Annotated in this window: 20 protein-coding genes; 14 read left to right on the forward strand and 6 right to left on the reverse strand. The window is 61.6% G+C overall.

The features are described 5' to 3' along the window. Positions 1-5: 5 nt before the first annotated feature. Positions 6-2,228 (reverse strand): polyphosphate kinase 1, encoded by a 2,223-nt coding sequence (gene ppk1 / locus HW932_RS00635; protein WP_176974569.1) that lies wholly within the window; start codon positions 2,226-2,228, stop codon positions 6-8. Between the two features lie 193 nt (positions 2,229-2,421). On the opposite strand from ppk1, the gene HW932_RS00640 reads away from it, so the two are divergent. From HW932_RS00640 to HW932_RS00685, 10 genes are all read left to right on the forward strand, one after another. Continuing rightward, the gene (locus tag HW932_RS00640; protein WP_176974570.1) at positions 2,422-2,676 is read left to right on the forward strand and encodes a DUF4160 domain-containing protein; all 255 of its coding nucleotides are present in this window, start codon (positions 2,422-2,424) and stop codon (positions 2,674-2,676) included. Between the two features lie 6 nt (positions 2,677-2,682). Further along, positions 2,683-2,925, forward strand: coding sequence for a DUF2442 domain-containing protein (locus HW932_RS00645; RefSeq protein ID WP_176974571.1), 243 nt, complete (start codon positions 2,683-2,685; stop codon positions 2,923-2,925). 6 nt (positions 2,926-2,931) lie between these two features. Continuing rightward, positions 2,932-3,663 carry a carboxy-S-adenosyl-L-methionine synthase CmoA gene (cmoA, locus tag HW932_RS00650; RefSeq protein WP_176974572.1) on the forward strand — a complete coding sequence of 244 codons (732 nt, stop codon included), beginning with the start codon at positions 2,932-2,934 and terminating at the stop codon, positions 3,661-3,663. Next, positions 3,654-4,631 carry a tRNA 5-methoxyuridine(34)/uridine 5-oxyacetic acid(34) synthase CmoB gene (gene cmoB / locus HW932_RS00655; protein WP_176974573.1) on the forward strand — a complete coding sequence of 326 codons (978 nt, stop codon included), beginning with the start codon at positions 3,654-3,656 and terminating at the stop codon, positions 4,629-4,631. The genes cmoA and cmoB overlap by 10 nt, the downstream gene beginning before the upstream one ends. 6 nt (positions 4,632-4,637) lie before the next feature. Then, complete coding sequence (crcB, locus tag HW932_RS00660) at positions 4,638-5,021, forward strand: fluoride efflux transporter CrcB (protein ID WP_176974574.1); 384 nt, start codon at positions 4,638-4,640, stop codon at positions 5,019-5,021. Positions 5,022-5,077: 56 nt separating this feature from the next. Next, entirely contained in the window at positions 5,078-5,407 is a 330-nt protein-coding gene (locus HW932_RS00665) for a DUF190 domain-containing protein (protein ID WP_176974575.1), read from the forward strand. 122 nt (positions 5,408-5,529) lie between these two features. After that, entirely contained in the window at positions 5,530-6,975 is a 1,446-nt protein-coding gene (gene sufB / locus HW932_RS00670) for a Fe-S cluster assembly protein SufB (protein ID WP_176974576.1), read from the forward strand. Between the two features lie 92 nt (positions 6,976-7,067). Next, positions 7,068-7,820: a Fe-S cluster assembly ATPase SufC gene (gene sufC / locus HW932_RS00675; RefSeq protein ID WP_176974577.1), complete on the forward strand. Its 753-nt coding sequence runs from the start codon at positions 7,068-7,070 to the stop codon at positions 7,818-7,820. Beyond that, on the forward strand, positions 7,817-9,118 hold the full coding sequence (sufD, locus tag HW932_RS00680; protein ID WP_176974578.1) for a Fe-S cluster assembly protein SufD: 1,302 nt from the start codon (positions 7,817-7,819) through the stop codon (positions 9,116-9,118). The genes sufC and sufD overlap by 4 nt, the downstream gene beginning before the upstream one ends. 67 nt (positions 9,119-9,185) lie before the next feature. Further along, positions 9,186-9,611: an SUF system Fe-S cluster assembly protein gene (locus HW932_RS00685; RefSeq protein WP_176974579.1), complete on the forward strand. Its 426-nt coding sequence runs from the start codon at positions 9,186-9,188 to the stop codon at positions 9,609-9,611. A gap of 42 nt (positions 9,612-9,653) precedes the next feature. Here the strand turns inward: HW932_RS00685 and HW932_RS00690 are convergent, their stop codons facing one another. Then, the gene (locus HW932_RS00690; RefSeq protein WP_176974580.1) at positions 9,654-9,875 is read right to left on the reverse strand and encodes a hypothetical protein; all 222 of its coding nucleotides are present in this window, start codon (positions 9,873-9,875) and stop codon (positions 9,654-9,656) included. Positions 9,876-10,070: 195 nt separating this feature from the next. Continuing rightward, a complete protein-coding gene (locus HW932_RS00695) occupies positions 10,071-12,593 on the reverse strand; it encodes a trypsin-like serine protease (protein ID WP_176974581.1) in 2,523 nt (840 codons plus the stop codon). A 261-nt stretch (positions 12,594-12,854) separates the two neighbouring features. On the opposite strand from HW932_RS00695, the gene HW932_RS00700 reads away from it, so the two are divergent. The 4 genes from HW932_RS00700 to HW932_RS00715 all read left to right on the forward strand — a co-directional run bounded on the left by HW932_RS00700 (position 12,855) and on the right by HW932_RS00715 (position 19,822). Then, the gene (locus HW932_RS00700; RefSeq protein WP_176974582.1) at positions 12,855-13,988 is read left to right on the forward strand and encodes a glycosyltransferase; all 1,134 of its coding nucleotides are present in this window, start codon (positions 12,855-12,857) and stop codon (positions 13,986-13,988) included. Positions 13,989-14,016: 28 nt separating this feature from the next. Further along, a complete protein-coding gene (locus HW932_RS00705) occupies positions 14,017-17,475 on the forward strand; it encodes an acyl-[ACP]--phospholipid O-acyltransferase (protein WP_176974583.1) in 3,459 nt (1,152 codons plus the stop codon). A gap of 425 nt (positions 17,476-17,900) precedes the next feature. Then, positions 17,901-18,668, forward strand: a complete 768-nt coding sequence (locus tag HW932_RS00710; protein ID WP_176974584.1) for a hypothetical protein — start codon at positions 17,901-17,903, stop codon at positions 18,666-18,668. Positions 18,669-18,682: 14 nt separating this feature from the next. Then, positions 18,683-19,822, forward strand: a complete 1,140-nt coding sequence (locus tag HW932_RS00715) for an SGNH/GDSL hydrolase family protein (protein ID WP_176974585.1) — start codon at positions 18,683-18,685, stop codon at positions 19,820-19,822. A 109-nt stretch (positions 19,823-19,931) separates the two neighbouring features. Here the strand turns inward: HW932_RS00715 and HW932_RS00720 are convergent, their stop codons facing one another. The 3 genes from HW932_RS00720 to HW932_RS00730 form a co-directional block, all read right to left on the reverse strand. After that, positions 19,932-20,444 carry a hypothetical protein gene (locus HW932_RS00720; protein WP_176974586.1) on the reverse strand — a complete coding sequence of 171 codons (513 nt, stop codon included), beginning with the start codon at positions 20,442-20,444 and terminating at the stop codon, positions 19,932-19,934. 154 nt (positions 20,445-20,598) lie between these two features. Continuing rightward, complete coding sequence (locus HW932_RS00725) at positions 20,599-20,751, reverse strand: DUF5989 family protein (protein ID WP_176974587.1); 153 nt, start codon at positions 20,749-20,751, stop codon at positions 20,599-20,601. Next, the gene (locus tag HW932_RS00730) at positions 20,751-21,155 is read right to left on the reverse strand and encodes an SxtJ family membrane protein (protein ID WP_176974588.1); all 405 of its coding nucleotides are present in this window, start codon (positions 21,153-21,155) and stop codon (positions 20,751-20,753) included. The genes HW932_RS00725 and HW932_RS00730 overlap by 1 nt, the downstream gene beginning before the upstream one ends. Positions 21,156-21,167 lie beyond the last annotated feature (12 nt).

A 21,167-nucleotide genomic window follows, 5' to 3' on the forward strand; every position in this document is an offset into this window, starting at 1 on the left:
CGGTCTCAAGCCTGTCCCTTCTCGCGCAGACGCCACTGGAAATGACTCAGCAGCCTGGAGCGCACCTTCTTCTCCTTGTGCTTGGCGGCGGCGGCCAGACGCTTCTCGGCCACGCCGATCAGGGTCTCCTGGGCGCCCTTCTTGCTGTCGTCCTCGGGCGTGCGCTGGGTGTAATGACCGTTGGCGTCCATGTCCCAGGCCGAGCGGCTGTCGGCGAACTGCACATCCAGGATCAGACGCAGCTCCTGACGCAGCTCGGGATTCTCGACCGGAGCATGGACCTCGACCCGGCTTTCGAGATTGCGCCGCATCATGTCCGCCGAGCCGATGTAATACTCCTCGTCACCGCCGTTGCGGAAATAGATGATGCGCGCGTGTTCGAGAAAGCGTCCGACGATCGAGACCACGCGCGCGCGCTCGCTCAGTCCCGGGATGCCGGGTCGGAAGCGGCAGGTGTCGCGCACGATCAGATCGACCTGCACCCCGGCGCGACTCGCCTTGTAGAGCGCGCGGGTGATGTCGGGGTCTTCGAGCGCGTTCATCTTCATCTGGATGACGCCGTTGCCGTCACGATTGTGGTGGTCGATCTCGCGGTTGATCTTGTCGAGGATGGCGCGCTTGAGGTTGTAGGGCGCGGCCAGGATCTTGCGATAGCTCGGCGGCGGCGAGTAGCCGGTGAGATAGTTGAAGAGCTCGGTCAGATCCTGCCCGATGTCCTCGTCGCAGCCGAGCATCCCGAGATCCGTATAGAGCTTGGCGGTGCCGGGATGATAGTTGCCGGTGCCGATGTGGTAGTAGCGGCGCAGTTGCGAGTAGTCGCGCCGGACGACGAAGATCAGCTTGCTGTGGGTCTTGAGGCCCATGACGCCATAGTTGACATGGATGCCCTCGGCCTCCAGCCGCCGCGCCCACTGGATGTTGGCCGCCTCGTCGAAACGCGCCTTGAGCTCGACCAGCACCGCGACCTGTTTGCCGTTGCGCGCCGCCTGGATCAGCGAGTCGAGGATGGCCCCGGCCGAGGTGCGGTAGAGCGTCATCTTGATCGCCAGCACCTTGGGATCCTCGGCCGCCGTGCGCAGAAAACGCTCGACCGAGGTGCTGAACGGCTGATAGGGATGCTGGAGCAGGATCGGTCCGCTCTCGCGGATGATGTGGAAGATGTTGCGCCGATCCTTGGCCAGCAGCGGATGGTCGACCGGACGATGGGGCTTGTCGTGCAGATCCGGGATCTCGATGCCGGCGATCTCGAACAGATCGCGCAGGGCGAACATGCCCTCGACCTCGATGACGTCCTCGGCTTCGTTCAGGCCCAGCTCAGCGGCGAGCATGCCGCGATGCGTGGCTTCCATGCCGGGATCGACCTCCAGCCGCACGATGGGCGCGAAATGGCGCTCGCGCAGTTCGCTCTCGATCATCTCCAGCAGATCGTTGGCCGCTTCCATGTCCGGCTCGACGATGGCGTTGCGGGTGACGCGGAAGAGCGCGCAGGAGACGAACTCCATGCCCGGAAACAGCATGTCGAGATTGTTGACGATCAGGTCTTCGAGCGTGACATAGGTATGGGTGCCGTCGACCGAGATCAGACGCTTGGAGACGTCCTTGTGCACTGGCACCTTGAGGCGGGCCATGTAGACCTCGGTGCCGCCGGGGTAGCGCAGGGTGACGAGCAGGTTGAGTGCGAGGTTCGAGATGAAGGGGAAGGGGTGCGCCGGGTCCATCGCCAGCGGCGTGAGCATGGGGAAGATGTTGGCGCGGAAGTGTTCGCGCAGACGCTCACGGGCGTCGTCGGGGAGATCCTTGTACAGGCAGATGCGGATGTCATAGGCGTCGAGTTCGGCCATGAGCTCGACATGGATGCGGCGCAGTGCGGACTGGAAATCGCGCACGGCGGCCTGACACTCCTTGAGCTGCTGGGCCGGAGTGCGTCCGTCGAGTCCGGCGGTGTGGATGCCAGCGGCGATCTGCTGCTTGAGACCGCCGATGCGCTTCATGAAGAACTCGTCGAGATTGCTGCTGACGATGGCGAGGAATTTGACGCGCTCCAGCAACGGGGTGCGCGGATCCTCGGCTTCATGGAGAACGCGGCGGTTGAAGGCGAGCCAGGTCAGTTCGCGACTCAGATAGAGGCTGGGGTCGTCGAGGTCGACTTCGGGCGGCGGGAGCGGGATCTCTTCGGCGGTCGACTCGCTGTAGGTCGCGTCTTCAGTCAGGGCTTGGCTCGTGCTCATGGCGGTCTCGGTCCTCGTCGGCGTGGATGCTGGGATTCTAACCCAACGGCTACCGATGTTCTGTTACCGCGCGTGGAACACGCCGGTTCGCGAGAAGCGATCGGAATATTTACAATGACTGGGCTTCGTCTGTGTTTTAGGCGACCAGCCATACCGTGACCTCTCATTGATCGCGAAGATACTCGACACGCTGATGCCCGAAATCTGCCGTTTCTATGGAATCGTCATCAGGATGTATTTGATCGACCGTGAACATCCGCCGCCGCATTTTCACATCAAATACGGTGAACATCAGGCGGTGATGGAGCTTGAAAACCTGAATCTGATCGACGGTCGTCTACCGAAAAAGTGCCGCCAACTCGTCCGGGAGTGGGCCGAACTGCATCAGGAAGAGCTGGTCGAGATGTGGAGGACACAGCAATTTCATCCCATTCAGCCCTTGGAGTGAGCTTTGATGAAACTTCAGCGCATTGAACACCAAGCAGCCTACCGTTTTGTGCTCACCTTCGAAAATGACGCTTGTCGGGAGGTCGATCTACAGGATTTGATCGGTCAGCATGTCGCCTTGGGTGAGGTGCAAACCGCACGCATCGATCCGGAGTGGGGATGTCTGGAGTTTCTGGATGGCCGTGTGGATATCGAACCCAAGACGCTGTTGCGCTATGCCGGACTCATCGAAGACAAACGGGCGGCGTGAGTCGCGATGCATGACACTGTGATCGATGACCTGTTCGACCGCGCGGTCGGCCCGGTCCGTCCCTTCGAATTCGATGCCGATGTGGCGCGCGTCTTTCCGGACATGGTGCGCCGCTCGGTGCCCGGCTATGCCGAACTGGTTGGCCTGAGCGGGCTGATCGCGCGGCGTGTGGCCGGGCCTGGAGCGCGCTGTTATGACCTGGGTTGTTCACTGGGCGCCGTGACGCGCTCGATCCTGCGCCAGACCGGGCCTGACGTGTCGGTGGTCGCGGTCGACAATGCACCGGCGATGATCGAGGGTTTGCAGGCGCGTCTGGCTGCCGAGACCGATGTGACGCGGGTCGAGACGCTGTGCGCCGACATCCAGTCGATCGCCATCGAAGAGGCGAGCCTCGTCGTCCTCAATCTGACGCTCCAGTTCGTCCCGATCGAGGCGCGGCTCGGGCTCCTGCAACGTATCCGCGCCGGACTGATGCCGGGCGGCGTACTGATTCTGGCCGAGAAGTTCGCCAGCCCCGAAGGGCGCGCAGGCGACTGGTTGATTCGGCTGCACGAGGATTTCAAGCGCGCCAACGGTTACAGCGAACTGGCCATTGCGCGCAAGCGGACCGCGCTGGAGCAGGTGTTGATCCCGGAAAGCCTCGAAGAGCACGAGCGACGGCTCGCCGAGGCCGGTTTCGCCGGCTCGGTGCGCTGGTTCCAGAGCCTCAACTTCGTGGCCTGGCTGGCATGGATCTGACGACCTTCCGACCCTTTCTGGAGCATCTGACTCAGACAAGGCTCGCGCCCTGGGCCGAGCCGTTGTCGGATGCCGTGCGCGAACGGCTTGGAGCGCGCGCGCATGGCGATCTGGCGCGCTGGGAAGCGGCACTGGCCACACTGCCTGAGCTGCCGCCCAGCCGTGTCGTGCTCGACCAATCCAGCGTGGGACTCCACTCGGATCAGCCGCTCCCGCCCGAGATCGCCTCCCGTCTGCGCACGACCCTGATGGAACTGCATCCCTGGCGCAAGGGGCCGTTCCGTCTGCATGACCTGCACATCGACACCGAATGGCGCTCGGACTGGAAATGGGACCGGCTCGCCGCCGCCATCGACCCGCTGGACGGACGGCTGGTGCTGGACGTCGGCTGCGGCAACGGCTATCACGCCTGGCGGATGCTGGGCGCGGGCGCACGGCTGGTCATGGGCATCGACCCGACCCAGGTGTTCCTGTGCCAGTTCCTCGCCGTAAATCACTATCTGGCGCGCGACGAACTGGCCGTTCTGCCGCTCGGCATCGAAGATCTGCCGCCGGGACTGACCGGCTTCGACACGGCCTTCTCGATGGGCGTGCTCTATCATCGCCGTTCGCCGATCGATCATCTGGCCGACCTGCGCGCCCTGCTGCGACCGGGCGGCCAGCTCGTGTTGGAGACCCTGGTGCTGGAGGGCGAGGCGCAACAGGTGCTGGTTCCGCCCGACCGCTATGCCGGCATGCGCAACGTGTGGTTCATCCCCAGCGTCGAAGCGCTCGCCGTCTGGATGGGGCGCGTCGGCTTCAAGGACATCGAGGTCGTCGACGTCAGTCGCACCACGCTCGAAGAACAGCGCCCGACCGACTGGATGCGCTTCCAGTCCCTGCCGGACCATCTCGACCCAACAGACCCGAGCCGCACCATCGAGGGCCATCCAGCCCCGGTGCGGTCGATCCTCATCGGTCGAGCCTGAATACTCATGAACGCTGTCCTCGCCATCTTCACCGGCGCCGGTCTCGGCGCACTGCTCCGCTGGTTCCTCGGCCAGCGGCTCAACGCCATCATCCCGAGCCTGCCACTTGGCACACTCGCCGCCAACCTGCTCGGCGGCCTGCTGATCGGCCTGGCCATCGCCTGGACCGGACGTCACCCCGGCCTTCCGCCCGAGATCCGCCTGTTCGTCATCACCGGCTTTCTCGGCGGACTGACCACCTTCTCGACCTTCTCCGCCGAAGTCGTCACCCTGCTGTCCAAGGGCGAACTCCTCTGGGGCCTGGTCGCGATTGGAACACATCTGATCGGCTCCCTGACCATGACCGCCCTAGGGATCTGGCTCGTGCATCTGCTGCTGGCGCGCGCTTGAACAGCGACGCCACGGACGCCATCACTTCGATCTCGACCCCCTGGAGACCCCGAACCATGTCGAACTGCTTCCTGAAATTCTACGTCGCCGAAAGCCGCCGCCATCATCACAAGCTGATCTATGAATGGCTGCTGGAAGAGGCCAAGTCGTTCGGACTCCAGGGCGGCTCGGCCTTCCGCGCCCTGGCCGGATTCGGCCGCCACGGACGACTGCACGAGGAACGCTTCTTCGAACTCTCGGGCGACCTGCCGGTCGAGGTCGGCTTCGTGGTCAGCGAGGACGAAGCCGACCGCTTTCTCGATCACCTCGGCCAGGAGGGGCTGGATCTCTTCTATATCAAGCTGCCGGTCGAGGCCGGCGTGACAGGTTCGCGTCGCCAGTCTTAGGCAAAGCGAAAGACTCAGAATATAATCGAGCGCTCATCGAGCCGTTCAGGGGTGTTGATTCCAGTCCTAGCGGTCGCATATCGAAAACCAAGAAAATCACTCAAGAACGCGGAGCCAGGACCATGACCGGAGCCCCAGCCGTCGAAGACATCGTCAAGTCGGAATACGAGCACGGCTTCACGACCGAGATCGAGTCCGATACCCTGCCGCCGGGGTTGGACGAGGAGGTCGTGCGGGCCATCTCCAAGCGCAAGGGTGAGCCCGAATTCATGACCGAGCAGCGTCTCAAGGCGTACCGGCACTGGCTGACCATGCGCGAACCCGAGTGGGCAGCGGTCGACTATCCCAAGATCGATTTCCAGTCGATCTCCTACTATTCGGCCCCCAAGCGTCCCGAGGACATGCCCAAGAGCCTCGACGAGATCGACCCGGCGCTGCTCGAAACCTACAACAAGCTCGGCATCCCAATCGAGGAGCAGAAGGCATTGGCGGGCATCGCGGTCGACGCGGTGTTCGACAGCGTTTCGGTCGCCACCACCTTCCGCGCCACGCTCGCCGAGGCCGGGGTCATCTTCTGCTCCATCTCCGAGGCGCTGCACGAGTATCCCGAGCTGGTCAAGCCGTATCTGGGCACGGTCGTGCCCTACACCGACAACTTCTACGCCTGTCTCAATGCAGCCGTGTTCAGCGACGGCACCTTCGTCTATGTGCCCAAGGGCGTGCGCTGCCCGATGGAGCTTTCGACCTACTTCCGCATCAACGCCCGCAACACCGGCCAGTTCGAGCGCACTCTGATCGTGGCCGAGGCCGGCAGCTATGTCAGCTATCTGGAAGGCTGCACCGCGCCCCAGCGCGACGAGAACCAGCTCCATGCCGCCGTGGTCGAGCTGATCGCGATGGAAGACGCCGAGATCAAATACTCGACGGTGCAGAACTGGTATCCGGGCGATGCCGAGGGTCGCGGCGGCATCTACAACTTCGTCACCAAGCGCGGCGACTGTCGCGGCGCGCGCTCCAAGATCTCCTGGACCCAGGTCGAGACCGGATCGGCCATCACCTGGAAGTATCCGAGCTGCATCCTGCGCGGCGACGGCTCGATCGGTGAGTTCTACTCGGTCGCCGTCACCAAGGGCCGTCAGCAGGCCGACACCGGCACCAAGATGATCCATATCGGCAAGAACACCAGCTCCACCATCGTCTCCAAGGGCATCTCGGCGGGCGAGGGGAGCCAGACCTATCGCGGCCTGGTGCGCATCGGGCAGCGCGCCGAGGGAGCGCGCAACCACACCCAGTGCGACTCGCTCCTGATCGGCGACCGTTGCGCCGCCAACACCGTGCCCTATATCGAGGTCAAGAATCCCTCGGCCAAGATGGAGCATGAGGCGACCACGTCCAAGATCAGCGACGATCAGCTCTTCTACTGCCGCTCGCGCGGTCTGACCGAGGAAGACGCGGTGTCGATGATCGTCAACGGCTTCTGCAAGGAAGTCTTCAACGAGCTGCCGATGGAGTTCGCGGTCGAGGCCCAGAAGCTGCTGAGCATCAGCCTGGAGGGCGCGGTCGGCTGATCGCGCATCCCGTTCAATCGAAATTCAGCCGAACCGCGTCGTCGCCGACGCCGGGCGAGTCCGGCGCCCCACGCGGTTCAGGAGTCATGAAGATGTTGTCTGTCAAGGGCCTGCGGGCCAACGTGGGTGATAAAGAGATCCTCAAGGGACTGGATCTGGAGGTCGGGCCGGGCGAGGTCCATGCCATCATGGGGCCGAACGGTTCGGGCAAGAGCACGCTGTCGCATGTCCTCTCGGGACGCGATGGCTACAGCGTCACCGCCGGTTCCGCGACCTTCGAGGGACGCGACCTGCTCGAACTCGAACCCGAGGAACGCGCCCAGCTCGGACTCTTCCTCGCCTTCCAGTACCCGGTCGAGCTGCCGGGCGTGAACAATACCTATTTCCTCAAGGCCGCGCTCAACAGTATCCGCAAGGCGCGCGGCGAGTCTGAACTCGATGCCGTCTCCTTCCTGCGCCTGATCAAGGAGAAGCTCAAGATCCTGCATCTCGACGACTCGCTCCTGAAGCGCGCGGTCAACGCCGGTTTCTCGGGCGGCGAGAAGAAGCGCAACGAGATCTTCCAGATGGCGCTGCTGGAACCCAAGCTCGCCATCCTCGACGAGACCGACTCCGGACTCGACATCGACGCGCTGCGCGTGGTGGCCGAGGGCGTCAATGCGTTGCGCTCGCCCGAGCGTTCCATGATCGTCGTCACCCACTATCAGCGGTTGCTCGACTACATCCAGCCGGATTACGTGCATGTCCTGGCGCGCGGGCGCATCATCCGCTCGGGCGGCAAGGAACTGGCGCTGGAGCTGGAACAGAAGGGCTACGGCTGGATCGACGCGGAGCTGGCGGCATGAACGCGCCACTGCACAGCGGTCTCGAACACTGGTTGAGCGCGCCGGACGACAGCCCGGCGCCCGACTGGCTCCTGGAACGCCGCCGCGCGGCACGCGCTCGTCTGAGCGCCCGGCCGCTGCCGCATTCCAAGGACGAAGCTTGGCGCTACACCAGCCTCAAGGGTCTGCTCGAACAGCAGTTCACCGCCATCGACGAGCCGCTGAGCGCGCTCCAGCCCGAGGATCTCGACACGATCCTGATCCCAGGGTTCGACGCCTATCGCGTGGTGTTGGTCAACGGCCGTTTCGCGCCCGAACTCTCGGTGCTGGGCGAGCTGCCTGCAGGCGCGCGGGTCGGCGGATTGCGCGACTGGCTCGGGCATGATCCCGAGTCGTTGCGCGGCCAGCTCGACGCCACGCGCGGCGATTCGGAGACCTTCTTCGCGCTGTTCAACACGGCCGGGCTGGACGATGGTCTGGTGGTGTGGCTGGCGCGCGGCGTGATGCTCGACCGTCCGCTCGAACTCATCCATCTCTCGGTCGGGCTGGATGAGCCGCGCGTGGCCCAGCCGCGCCATCTGGTGCATCTGGAGGCCGGTGCACAAGCGACCCTGGTCGAGCGCTATGTCAGCCTGGGCGAGTCGCTCTACTGCACCAACGCGGTCATGGAAGTCGTGCTGGAGCGCGATGCCGTGCTCAAACACGAGCGGTTGCAGATGGAGAGCCGCAACGCCTTCCATCTCACCGGCTTCTATCTGGTCCAGGACGAAAACAGCCGCTATGCGGGCGTCAACATCGGGCTGGGCGCGCGCTGGGCGCGGACCGATCTCAACACCCGTTTCCGGGGCGAGCACGCCGAGTGCCTGCTTCAGGGACTCTATCTGGCCGGCGACGGACAGTTGCTCGACTACCATCTCGACGTCGAGCACGCCGTTCCGAACTGCCGCAGCGAGGAGAACTTCAAGGGTCTGCTCACCGGGCAGGGGCGGGCGGTGTTCGACGGTCGGGTGCTGGTTTCCAAGGACGCGCAGAAGAGCGACGCGGCCATGTCCAACCGCAATCTGATGCTTTCCGAACAGGCCGAGATCGACACCAAGCCGCAGCTCGAGATCTATGCCGATGACGTCAAGTGCAGTCACGGCACCACGGTCGGCCAGATCGAACCTGAGATGCTGTTCTATCTGCGTTCGCGCGGTATCGACGCGGCGCAGGCGCGGCGGATGCTCTGTCTCGGGTTTGCCGGCGAGATCATCGACCGGCTCGGCGACGAGGCGATGCGTGAGCATGTGGCCGAGGCGGTCGGACAACGGCTGGCCTGACGGTGGCGGCTGAAACGAATACGACGATGTTGATTCAACCCGCGCCTGATGTTTCGCGGAGGACGTGATGAACAGACTGGCCCGCTTTGCCGGTTTCGGCCGGCGCAAGCAAGAACCGGACGCACAGGATGGGGACACGGCCGTCCTCCACGAGGAAGAGGTCGAGGTCGCCGTGGAGCGCATGGACCCCGAGGAGCTGCGCGAGCCGATCATCGCCTCGCTGCGCGGCGTCCATGACCCCGAGATCCCGGTCAACATCTACGACCTGGGTCTGATCTATCGCATCGATATCGCCGGCAATGGCGACGTTTCGGTCGACATGACGCTGACCGCGCCCGGCTGTCCGGTCGCCGGCATGATGCCGCTGATGGTCAAGAGCGCGGTGGAACGGGTCGAGGGCGTCGGGCAGGTCAGCGTGCAACTGGTGTGGGATCCGCCCTGGAGCGCCGACAACATGAGCGACGAGGCGCGTTTGCAGCTCGGGTTGATGTGAGCTGGGAGACGTATTGAATCCGAGTAATGGGCGAGGCGGAGATCACGGCTTTTCCAGCGCCTTGCTCTCGCTGATGTCGGTCAACGCCAGCCGGGTCTCACACGCGGCCGTGTCGACGGTCTGAACCTCATCGTTGGTCGATTGCAGCTTCGCAGCCTCGGCGTGCGGTCGATACGAGTTGGATGGGGATCGGCTGGATATATAGTCGCCGTGGCTGGTCGGCTCGGAGAAATCCGTCAGCGTCGCAATTTTGGGCGAGGCCAATCCTTCGAGCCATTGCTGAACGAACTTCGGCTAGCTGAAGAGTTCCTCGTAGCCGATATCGTGATGGGCCATTTGGTGTGCGCGACTTTGGTGCTGCTTGGGTTGCAATGATCGTCGAGCGAATTAGGTAAGCGGGCTGAGCTAGGGCTGGAGAGAACGTATCCCCTCCGGCCCTCTAGCCTCTGAAATCACATCTCAGGGTGCACAGGCAGATACGCGAGTTTGCTGAGCATTGAAAATAGCTCTGACATTGTGTGCTTGAGTCACCGTTAACTCGCAAGTTTCATCTGCCCCATTACAGGCTCCTTCCCATCCCGCAAAAGTTGATCCCTCGGCGGGCAGTGCAGTCAAGCGGATCAACGTGTCTTTGGCGAACTCGCCATTACAGGCATTTCCACAGTCGATCACGGCTGGGTTTAGCGGAGAAGATAGATCGACTCCTGTGCTTGACTCTAGCCATTGAATGTAATTGGACAATCGAGTATGGATGGTCGCTGCTCTTGACGAGCAAATGTCATCAATATTGTCTTTTACTCCTCGACTCACAATGCCTGCTTGAGCATATCCACCTCTTCCATTAACTACGAGCAAAGCGCTTCCATCATCAAATTGGCAGTCTTGATATTGGTCGTTTGAGTCTGGTTGCTCTGGCTCCGTACAGATCATGTTGTTAGTCATGGCATCGCCGCAGCGGCACGGATTGACGATCGGCACTTGGATGCTGGAAGTTGGCATTGCTGTATATCCGCAAATTTCTTTTGACGCCCAACCTGTAATCCAACTCCGTGTTCCGGAACAAGCTAGGTTTTCTTCTTGTGCCCAGGTCATGAGCCGAATCGGCTCTACAGAGACGGGTTCCTTGAGTTCCAGTAGTGCAATGTCATGGTCGCGCGTAATAGGGTCGAATTCGGGGTGTTTGATGATGCGCTTGACTTTAGATTCTTGTCCTCCTTGGTCGAATCGGCTTGCGCCAGTTCGAACTTGTATGTTTGAGGGTGAAATCGTCGCATATCTTCCATCATCGACTTTATCAACAATGCAGTGTGCAGCGGTTAATATCCAGTTCGGATGAATGACCGATCCGCCACAGTCCCATTTTCCGTTGATGCGCCATGTTGTGATTTTGAGAGATGCCTGCCACGGCCAATCCATCTGGGGTGGAGCTTTAAAGTCAACAGGGATTGGGTGGTTATGGTAAGGGGTATCTTCGTTTTTTTGATCTTCTTTTGGAATTGAAGAGATAATATGCCCATCGCCAGTTCCAGTTTTATAAACTGTCACTGGAATTTTTGATGAATTCAGGCTCAGCCAAGGTGCTACTTGATGATAATAGTTTGCAAAAGCGCCGTCGACTGTGGCATTGCTAACTGAATCGCAAACATTGTTGAGGTTAGTGCCAAATTTGCCGAAAAGTTGTCCGGCGATTTGCCCTGATGACGTCAATGCGGGTGCGCCGCTACTTCCGCCTTCAGTAGCGCCAATGACATTGCGGCTGTAAATATATGGGCCGCGTGGTAGTGACTTTGGTGGGTCGCAGCTTTCAGCAGCGCTGGCGGATGGGTCAATTTTGTGTATTGAATAAGCTTGTGGCGACCCTTGCGGATGACTTAGGCGGTAAAGCGTGGTGTCATCGTTTTTCCAAGCGACAGGTTCGCTGCTCCATCCAAGAAACCAAGCTTCTTCTGGCGGGGGCTCGTCGAGAACTAATAGGGCATGGTCGTCAACCGCTGAATTTTGTATCAATGTGGCTCCAAGTGTAGACGCAGTGCCTGGCTCAAGTTTAGGGCAGCTTGCGTTACATTCCGGTGTTTGATAATTGAACCAAGTTTCAATGGTTTTTGCCACTTCACCATCGCTGATACAGTGATCGGCCGTTAGGAAGTAGGGAATTTCAGTGTTGCTATCAGTGTCGGCGATCAGGCCGCCTGTACAAATATATTGTTCTCCATTTTTTTCGAAATTGATATGTGCAATAGCTCGACGTGCCTTATCGATTTCCGTCCAGTCTGTTTCATTGAAGCATGATGCATCTTCAACGCAAGGCGCATTTTTTTCTGGACACAATCCCTGTGGTTCCGGGTCACGTAACATGACAGCGCCGATGCTAAAACGTGCATCATCCGAAGCAGCGGCTGTGACCTCAATCTGGATGTAAATATGTTCACCTGCAAAAGTGTGACTCCAGAAGCTAGGTTCACGCCTGCTGTAGCTGTGCAGATTTCCGGAGTCATCGAAAACGTGGATAACAGCGCCCTCTGGAAGATTGACGTTATCAAAGCGCAATCTCACTCCACTGGCTTTAAGTGTATCGAGCCTCATGCCCCAACTTAATTCGTTATTTTCCAGACGCACCAATCCTTTTTCATAGGAATAGGTTTGATCAGTCATGGCGCTGACATCGAGTAATTGCAAATCGACTTTAAAATCAAGCGGTTTGACGACACCGATTTGCAGCGGTTTTCCAGTGGGACGATTTTCGTTGTTATGGGCGATTTTTTGTCGATCGTCTGCTGTTAGCTCGGCGGCTAAAGCTGGACTCGATGGTTTTTTTCCAAGCCTAGCCTCCAAAGATTGAGGAGTGACGACTTGCGTAGAGGATGGCAGAGGCTGTAAAGCCTTACTGCTTTGCTGTGGGAAAACTTCGGCCGCCGACACGGCCCCGGAGGCGACCAGCAAGACGATCGGAATCAGTCTCTCGGTCAGCGTGTTTCTATCCATCACGATACTCCTGTTGACTGTGAGATACCCAAGCGTGGGGTTCGGATGCAGCGCTGGTAAAGGTGCTTTCAAGGTTAGACTAAGGACGGGATGCGCGCGCCATCCGGATCAAACCGCGTGCGACCGGCCGGCTGTGGTTTATGATGCACCCTGTCTCATCTGCGTCCAGCACCACCGAGCGCCCTGTAGCGTCCTGTATGGAGAGCATAGCGCGTCTCCGGGATCAGCGCGATATGTGGAAAACTCACCACAGGCCACCTCATGCCCCGTCAGGACTCGTCAAGGGACCAACGCCCGATCGCCGTCTTCGCCTCCTTCTCGGGCGCAGGCGGGGTCGAGCGCATGCTGATCCATCTGCTGCATGGCTTCATCGCGCTGGGCGAGCGGGTGGAGCTGGTGCTGATCCGTGACGAGAGTCCGCATCTGGCGCACTGTCCGGCATCGGTCGAGCAAATCCGGCTGCGCGCGCGCCATACGCTGCTGGCGGCGCCCGAGCTGGCGCGCTATCTGCGCGCACGTCGACCGCGCGCCCTGCTGGCGGCCAAGGATCGCGCCGGACGTGCCGCCGTGCTGGCGCGCACCCTGAGCGGCGTCGATACGCGGCTGGTGCTGCGGCTCGGAACCAACCTCTCGACCGCCATGGCCGAACGTAGCGCCGTCGAACGCTGGCTGCGCTACTGGCCGATCCGCCGGCTCTATCCGGCGCTCGACCGCATCGTCGCCGTCTCCGAGGGCGTGGCCGAGGACACGGCACGCATCGCCCGGATTCCGCGCGCGCGGATCCGGGTCATCCGCAATCCGGTCATCACGCCGAGTCTGTATGAAGCAGCGGGGAGTCCCTGTCCGCATCCCTGGCTGACGCCCGGACAGCCGCCGGTCATCATGGGTGCGGGTCGTTTTCAGCGTCAGAAGGACTTTCCGACCCTGATCCGCGCCTTCGCCCGCGTCCGGGCCGAGCACGACTGTCGGCTGATGATCCTGGGCGAGGGCGGCGGGCGCGCCAGACTGGAGACGCTGATCGCCGAGCTGGGTCTGAGCGCCGATGTCGCGCTGCCGGGATTCCAGCCCCAGCTTCCGGCCTATCTGGCGCGCGCGGCGCTGTTCGTGCTCTCATCGGCCTGGGAAGGCTCGCCGAACGTGCTCACCGAGGCGCTGGCGCTGGGCGTGCCAGTGGTCGCGACCGACTGCCCGAGCGGGCCGTCGGAGATCCTGGCCGGCGGGCGTCATGGGCCGCTGGCGCCCGTGGGCGACGTCGCGGCGCTGGCCTCGGCCATGCTGGAGACGCTGGCCCATCCGCGCCCGGCGTCCGACCTGCGTGCCGCCGTGGCCGAGTACGAATGGATGCACAGCGCGCGGGCCTATCTGGAGGCGCTGGGCGTGTCGGCGCCGGTCTGAATCCTGTCACATCTCAAGGGGGCTTGCCGTGGGTCAACTCTTTCGCATCGCCGGATTCCTGCCCTATGTCCTGATGATCTTCCTCAATGCCTTCGTCGACCTGGGGCACAAGATCGTCATCCAGAACACCCTGTTCAAGATCTATGACGGCGACGCGCAGATCCTGCTGACGGCCATCGTCAACGCGCTCATCCTGCTGCCCTTCGTGCTGCTGTTCACGCCCTCGGGGTTCATGGCCGACCGCTTCCCGAAGAACCGCGTGATGCGCGCGACGGCCTGGGTTGCGGTGGGTCTGACGCTCTGTATCACGCTCTTCTATTATCTCGGCTGGTTCTGGCCGGCCTTCGCCATGACCTTCCTGCTGGCGGCGCAGAGCGCCTTCTATTCGCCGGCCAAGTACGGCTACATCAAGGAACTGGTCGGCAAGGAAGCCTTGGCCACGGCCAACGGCTGGGTGCAGGCGACCACCACCACCGCCATCCTGGCCGGGATCTTCGTCTTCTCGATTCTGTTCGAGGGCCGACTCGCCGGTGCGACCTTCGACACGCCCGACGCGATCATGGGGCTGATCGCGCCGCTCGGCTGGGTGCTGGTGCTGTGCTCAGTGGTGGAACTGGCCATCGCCTACCGGCTGCCGCGCACCAGCGAGGGCGGAGCACTCGGCTTCGATTGGGGACGCTACGCAAGCGGGCGCTATCTGCGCGACAACCTGCGCGCGGCCTGGGACAACCAGGTCATCTGGCTGTCGATCGTGGGGCTGTCGATCTTCTGGGCCATCTCGCAGGTGATCCTGGCCGCCTTCCCGGCCTTCGCCAAGGAGACTCTGGGCGAGACCAACACCGTGGTCATCCAGGGGATGCTGGCCTGCTCGGGCGTGGGCATCATTCTCGGCTCCATCATCGCCGGGCGCGTCTCGCGCCATCACATCGAGACCGGGCTGATCCCGGTCGGCGCCGGCGGCATCGCGCTGGCGCTGTTCTTGCTGCCGGGGCTGGGATCGAGCTGGGCGCATGCGCTCAACTTCCTGGTGCTCGGGGTGCTGGCCGGGTTCTTCCTGGTGCCGCTCAACGCGCTCATCCAGTTCAACGCCGGTGAGTCCGGGCTCGGACGGGTGCTGGCGGCCAACAACTTCGTGCAGAACCTGGTGATGCTGGGGTTCCTGGGGCTGACGGTGCTGGCGGCCTGGCTGGAGGTCGGCGGTCTGGTCCTGATGCTGGCGCTGGCGGTCATCGCGCTCGGCGGGGCGCTCTATACCATCCATCAGCTTCCGCAGTCGCTGGTGCGCTTTCTGATCGGACGCCTGATGGCGACGCGCTACCGGCTCAACGTCATCGGGCTGAAGAACATGCCGGCCCAGGGCGGGGTGCTGCTGCTCGGCAACCATGTGAGCTGGATCGACTGGGCCATGGTGCAACTGGCCAGTCCGCGTCCGGTGCGCTTCGTGATGGAGCGCTGGATCTACGAGCGCTGGTATCTGCGCTGGTTCCTGGACTTCTTCGGCGTGGTGCCGATCTCGCGCGCCAGCAGCCGTCAGGCGATCCAGACCATCACACAACTGATCGATGCCGGCGAGGTGGTGTGTCTGTTCCCCGAGGGGACGCTGAGCAAGAACGGTCAGCTCTCGGAGTTCAAGCGCGGTTTCGAGCTGTCGGCGCGGGCGGCCGGCTCGGGCGTCATCCTGCCGTTCTATCAGCGCGGACTCTGGGGCAGCCGCTTCTCCTATGCCAGCGGCAAGCTGCGCACCAATCGCCGCCAAGGGCGGGTGCGCGAGGTGATCGTCGCCTTCGGGGCGCCGCTGCCGCTGGAGTCGGGCGCCGAGCGGGTCAAGCAGGCGGTGTTCGAGCTGTCGGTGACGTCCTGGCGGGCCTATGTCGAGACCCTGCCGACCTTGCCGGCGGTCTGGCTTGAAACAGCCAAGCGTGATCCGGGTGCGCCGGCCATCGTCGACTCGGTCGGAACCACGCTGACCAACCGCCGCCTGCTGACGGCCGTGGCACTGTTTGCGCGCCGAATCCGGCGTCTGGCGCCTGAGCCGGCGATCGGTCTCCTGCTGCCGGCGAGCAGCGCCGGGGTCATCGCCAATCTGGCCGCGCTGCTTGCCGGCAAGACCGTGGTCAACCTCAATTACACCGCCAGCCCAGAGGCGCTACAGGCCAGCGTCGAGCAGGCCGGGGTGCGGCATGTCATCACCGCCGACCGCTTCCTGCGCAAGCTCGAACAGCGCGGCATCGATTCAGCGAGCGCCCTGCCGGGCGTGACCCTGCATCCGATGGAAGGACTGCGCGCCCGGATCGGGCGCGTCGAGGCGCTGTTGACGCTGGGGCTGACGAGCCTGCTGCCGGCGGCGGCCATCGGACGCCTGTTCGGTCATCCGAGCCGCCCGGACGACACCGCTGCCGTCCTCTTTTCCAGCGGCAGCGAAGGCACGCCCAAGGGCATCGAGCTGACCCACCGCAACATCCTGGCCAACGTGCGGCAGATCTCGGATGTGCTCAACACCGAGCGCGACGACGTGCTGCTGGCCAATCTGCCGCTGTTCCATGCCTTCGGGCTGACGGCGACCACCTTCATGCCGTTGCTCGAAGGTGTGCCGATGGTCTGTCATCCCGACCCGACCGACGCGGTCGGCACCGCCAAGGCCATCGCCCGCTATCGCGCCACGGTGCTCTGCGGCACCTCGACCTTCCTGCGGCTCTATGCGCGCAGTCCCAAGGTGCATCCGCTGATGCTCCAGTCGCTGCGGATCGTCGTCGCCGGGGCCGAGCGGCTGGCGCCCGAGGTGCGCGAGGGCTTCGCGCTCAAGTTCCACAAGGAGATCCTGGAGGGCTATGGCGCCACCGAGACCACGCCGGTGGCGAGCGTCAACGTGCCGGATGCGCTGGAGACCGACACCTGGAAGGTCCAGACCGGCTCGCGTCCGGGCACGGTCGGGATGCCGCTGCCCGGCACCAGCTTCCGCATCGTCGATCCCGAGACGCTGGAGACACTGCCGCCCGGCGCGGATGGTCTGATCCTGATCGGCGGGGTGCAGGTAATGAAGGGCTATCTGGGCGCGCCAGGGAAGACCGCCGAGGCCATCGTCGAGCTGGACGGCATGCGCTGGTACAAGACCGGCGACAAGGGCCATCTCGATACCGACGGCTTCCTGACCATCGTCGACCGCTATTCGCGCTTTGCCAAGCTCGGCGGCGAAATGATCAGTCTGACGGCCGTCGAGGATTCAGTGCGGAAGGCGCTGGAGCAACCGGACCTGGAGCTGGTCGCGGTCAATGTGCCCGACGAGCGCAAGGGTGAGCGTATCGTCCTGCTCGTCGCCGAAGAGGGGGCTATCGATCTGGAAAGCCTGCGCCGTGCCATGCTGGCGGGCGGGACCAATCCGCTGACCATCCCGGCCGAGGTGCGACGTGTCGGCACGATTCCCAAACTCGGCAGCGGCAAGACGGATTTCGGCTCTGCACGCCGGCTGGCGTTGGCCGAGGTTCATTAGGCTAAAAAGTCAAAATATTGTTTTGTAAGCTTTTTTGGTAGAGGCTTCAGTATCGACTCATCAGCATCAAGCGCGTCGCCATGGAGGAGACCGGGCAGGTTGGAATGCCTGGAGCATGAACGCAAGCCGCTCCTGCTCGGTCGGTTTTGTACTCGATGCCTGGTCTGGAGGGCCTTTCGCTAAACAAGTAGCTGTCAGTAGACGCGATTCCGTGTATAATGACGGCTCAAGACTTTGATTTTAATTGTTTTTATGTCGGATTTTTTTGCCCTGTTGCGCTTATTGCCCGATTTCGGAGATCAGCCCTGAAACGCCTATCTGTCTTTGCATCTCATGCCCGCTAGCGACTCTTCGAGCTTTTGAGTCCTGATCCGTCTCGCCATCTGCGATGGCCGTCTCGCTTCCCCGATATCGACCGATTCCAAATGCCTGTGACCGACGAACGCTTCGATGATGGAGCGACCCTGCTCGTTTTTGCCCATCAGGACGATGATCTACTCTGGATGCAACCCTTTCAGGACTCTGCCGCAGCCTTGCTGCTCGCGGCGGCTCCGCCCGCGCCGGCCCATGCGGCGGTTGTGGCGCAGCACCCGGAATCCTATCGCGAGCGATGGTGCAGCCTCTTTTCAGGCACGACGACGGACCAGGAATGGTTCGACGTCTTTGGCCTGTGCGACCGTTGCGAGCGCGACAAGGACTGGAACTATGAGCGCATCCTTTCGGCCGTCGATCCCTGGGTCTCCAGGTCCGACTTCAGCCGGATCGTGACGCACAACAATTGGGGTGAGTATGGACACATTCACCATCGATGGGTGAATCAGGCGGTCAGGGAGTCGGCCGTGCGTTACGGGAAGGATGTCTGGGTGCTCAACACAGTGGTGCTCTTCCACGCGGACGAGGCCGTCTATCTGGATCTCGGCGACTGGAACCTGCCGTCGTTTCGAGCCCGCTTTTCCCAGGATGTCTTCTTCGACATCCGTGGCATCTATCAGCGCACGGAGTTCGACGCCAGACCGGCCGGACTGAATACCTGGACCTGGTTCGACGGTGAGGATCAGTATCCGCATGGTGAACGGAACTTCGTCAAGATCGTCGACCGAGGAATCGACCAGACCCGGTCGAATCCGCTGGTCCAAAAGACTGTCTCCGCCCTTGAGCAGGCTGTTCCCATGCGCGAAGCCTGCATCCATTGATCCTCGGAATCCCAATGGCCCGCAAACTCTTTCCCTACGCCTTTCTCGTCCTCTTTCTGATGGGTGCGATCGAGCTGATGAGCTTCGGCTTCTTCCAGGTCTTCCAGGATCGCTTCAGCTTCCTGGATACCGGGTTGTATCGTTTATCCCAGGCCGATCTGCCGCTCGTCGAAAGACATTTCGATGTGCGTCTCGGCTGGAGCGAGCACTACCCGACCCCGTGGGGCGAGCGTCCTCGACCGGAATCCACGCACGCTGGTTCGGCGCTCATGTCGACCTATGGGGACTCATATACCCATTGCGACGAGGTCGATGACGATCAGACCTGGCAGTCTTTTCTCGCGGACGAAACAGGCTCTGAGGTCTACAACTATGGCGTCGGTGGTTTCGGGACCGATCAGGCGTATTTGAGGTTCCGTGATGAGTTCGCCACCCATCAAACCCCTGTAGTAGCACTCGGTTTGATCACGGAGAATATCAATCGGGTGGTCAATGTCTATCGTCCCTATTACTATCCCGGCACCCAACTGCGCTTCACCAAGCCGCGCTTCATCGAGCATGAGGGCGATCTGGTGTTGCTGGAAAATCCGATCCAGGACAAGGGCGACCTGTCAAAGCTCATGGACGACGACTTCCTGCGCGCGGTCGGTCGGCACGACTGGTGGTTCAATCGCGACGAGTATCCGGTTCTGGGCTTTCCCTACAGTGCCATCCTCCTGAATCAGCGTATCTGGAAGGAGGCCGTCTCCGGCAAGCTGGAGCGCCCAGTGACCGACATGAATCCACGGCCCTGGGAGGAACTCTGGGAGCAGGAAGAGCCGCGCTCACTCATGTTCGCCATCTTCGATCGCTTTTTCGCCGATGCGCGAGAGCTGGGGTCGCATCCGCTGCTACTGATCCTGCCGCAGCGTGAGGACGTCGAGGAACGGCGGCGTACCGGACGTCTGCCCAACGCGGTGCAGCGGATTCTCGATCACTGCGAAGCGCGCTCACTCGACTGCATCGAGATGGTTTCAGGCTTCACACAGTATCTGGAAGCCGAGGAGGCGCGGTCGCTCAATGACCTCTTCCTGCTCGCCCATGTCTCGCCCGAAGGCAATCGCCTGATCGCCCGGCGGATTGCCGACTGGCTGCGTGAACATGGTCGGCTGTAGTGAGCGGCCGACATCGGTGTGAGTTCAGGCTTGTGAAAATCCTGTCAGCCCAGGATCCGAGACACAGTCACGCCGCATCATGAGCGTCAAAAAGGCCGCATCGATCTTTTTATCGTCCTTCTAAAATCGAATCCAAGGCTTTTTCAAAACTGGGATAGATGGGGATTCCATTTGCTTGTGAGTATGAGGCGAGTTTTTGGCGATATTCCATTATATTGCTCCACTTGGACCATATGCTTTTTTGCTGTTTTTTCAGTAAGTTCCATTTTCTCTTTAGACAGTATGTCATTGCGCGCGAGGTCGGCGGCTGCACGATGACGAAGGATATGTCGGGATACGCTCGTGGATTTTTCGGTCCAATGACACCGAGCATACAGACAGGGTCTACTTGCTCTTCAAGATAAGCAATATTTGATTCGTTATAAACTTTTTCCCTTTCTTCTAGGCTCTTGCGGCTGAATTCAATAAGGTCGATGTTTGAATCGCGAGCCCACTGCTCAAAGTGAACGTTGAAGTCGACAAGCCTTACTCCTTTATAGATGCCGTTGGTTGCAAATGTGGACTTGCCGCTGCAAGGTGCGGCCATGACGTATATTCTGCGCATTTCATCGGCCTTGAACATGATGCTCCAGCTTCAAAAGATATATCGTAAGATCTATCCGGTGTCGAAAGTCGCTGTCTTGCACGCCGAATGACCAATATTTGCGGATCGCGACATGCAGCCAAAGCGGAGCCGCGCCCAATTCGGTGTGCCTTTCGTTGAGCGCGGCATGATTTCAGAAGAGCGTATAGATGAAGGGCGCCACAGCCGAGCCCTGGGCCAGGATGAACAGGGCGCTGAGCAGCATCATCACCACCAGGATGGGGATCAGCCAGAATTTTCTGCGCTGACGCATGAAATCCCAGAGGTCTTTGAAGAGTTCGAGCATCAGAACGGGCGCTCCATGGATCGAGGGGGGGCGGACGGGCTGGCCTCGCGATAGCTCGATGCATTCCGGTCGAGCGCCCGCCGCATGGGATCTTGGCCGAACAGACGCATCGTCAGGCCGATCGGGGTGAACAGGGTCAGATAGATCACGGACAGCAGAATCGGTGTGACGATGCGGTTGGCGAGCTGGCCGAAGCGCATCCAGCCGCGATAGACCGGCCGCAGACTCTTGGGGTTCGCCAGCGCCCAGACGGCCAGAACGGCGGCGGTCACCCAGGGCCAGACTGGAAGCCACGCCTCGGCCAGCCAGGGCAGCACGAGGCCGAAGAGCGTCGCGATGAGTCCGCCCGTGATGAGCCCGAAACGTCTCAGGCCGGGGGTGTCGATCTCTGGAATGGGGTGCATGTCGTGTCGTCC

The sequence above is a fragment of the Allochromatium humboldtianum genome (assembly GCF_013385175.1).
Taxonomy (GTDB): Bacteria; Pseudomonadota; Gammaproteobacteria; order Chromatiales; family Chromatiaceae; genus Thermochromatium; species Thermochromatium humboldtianum.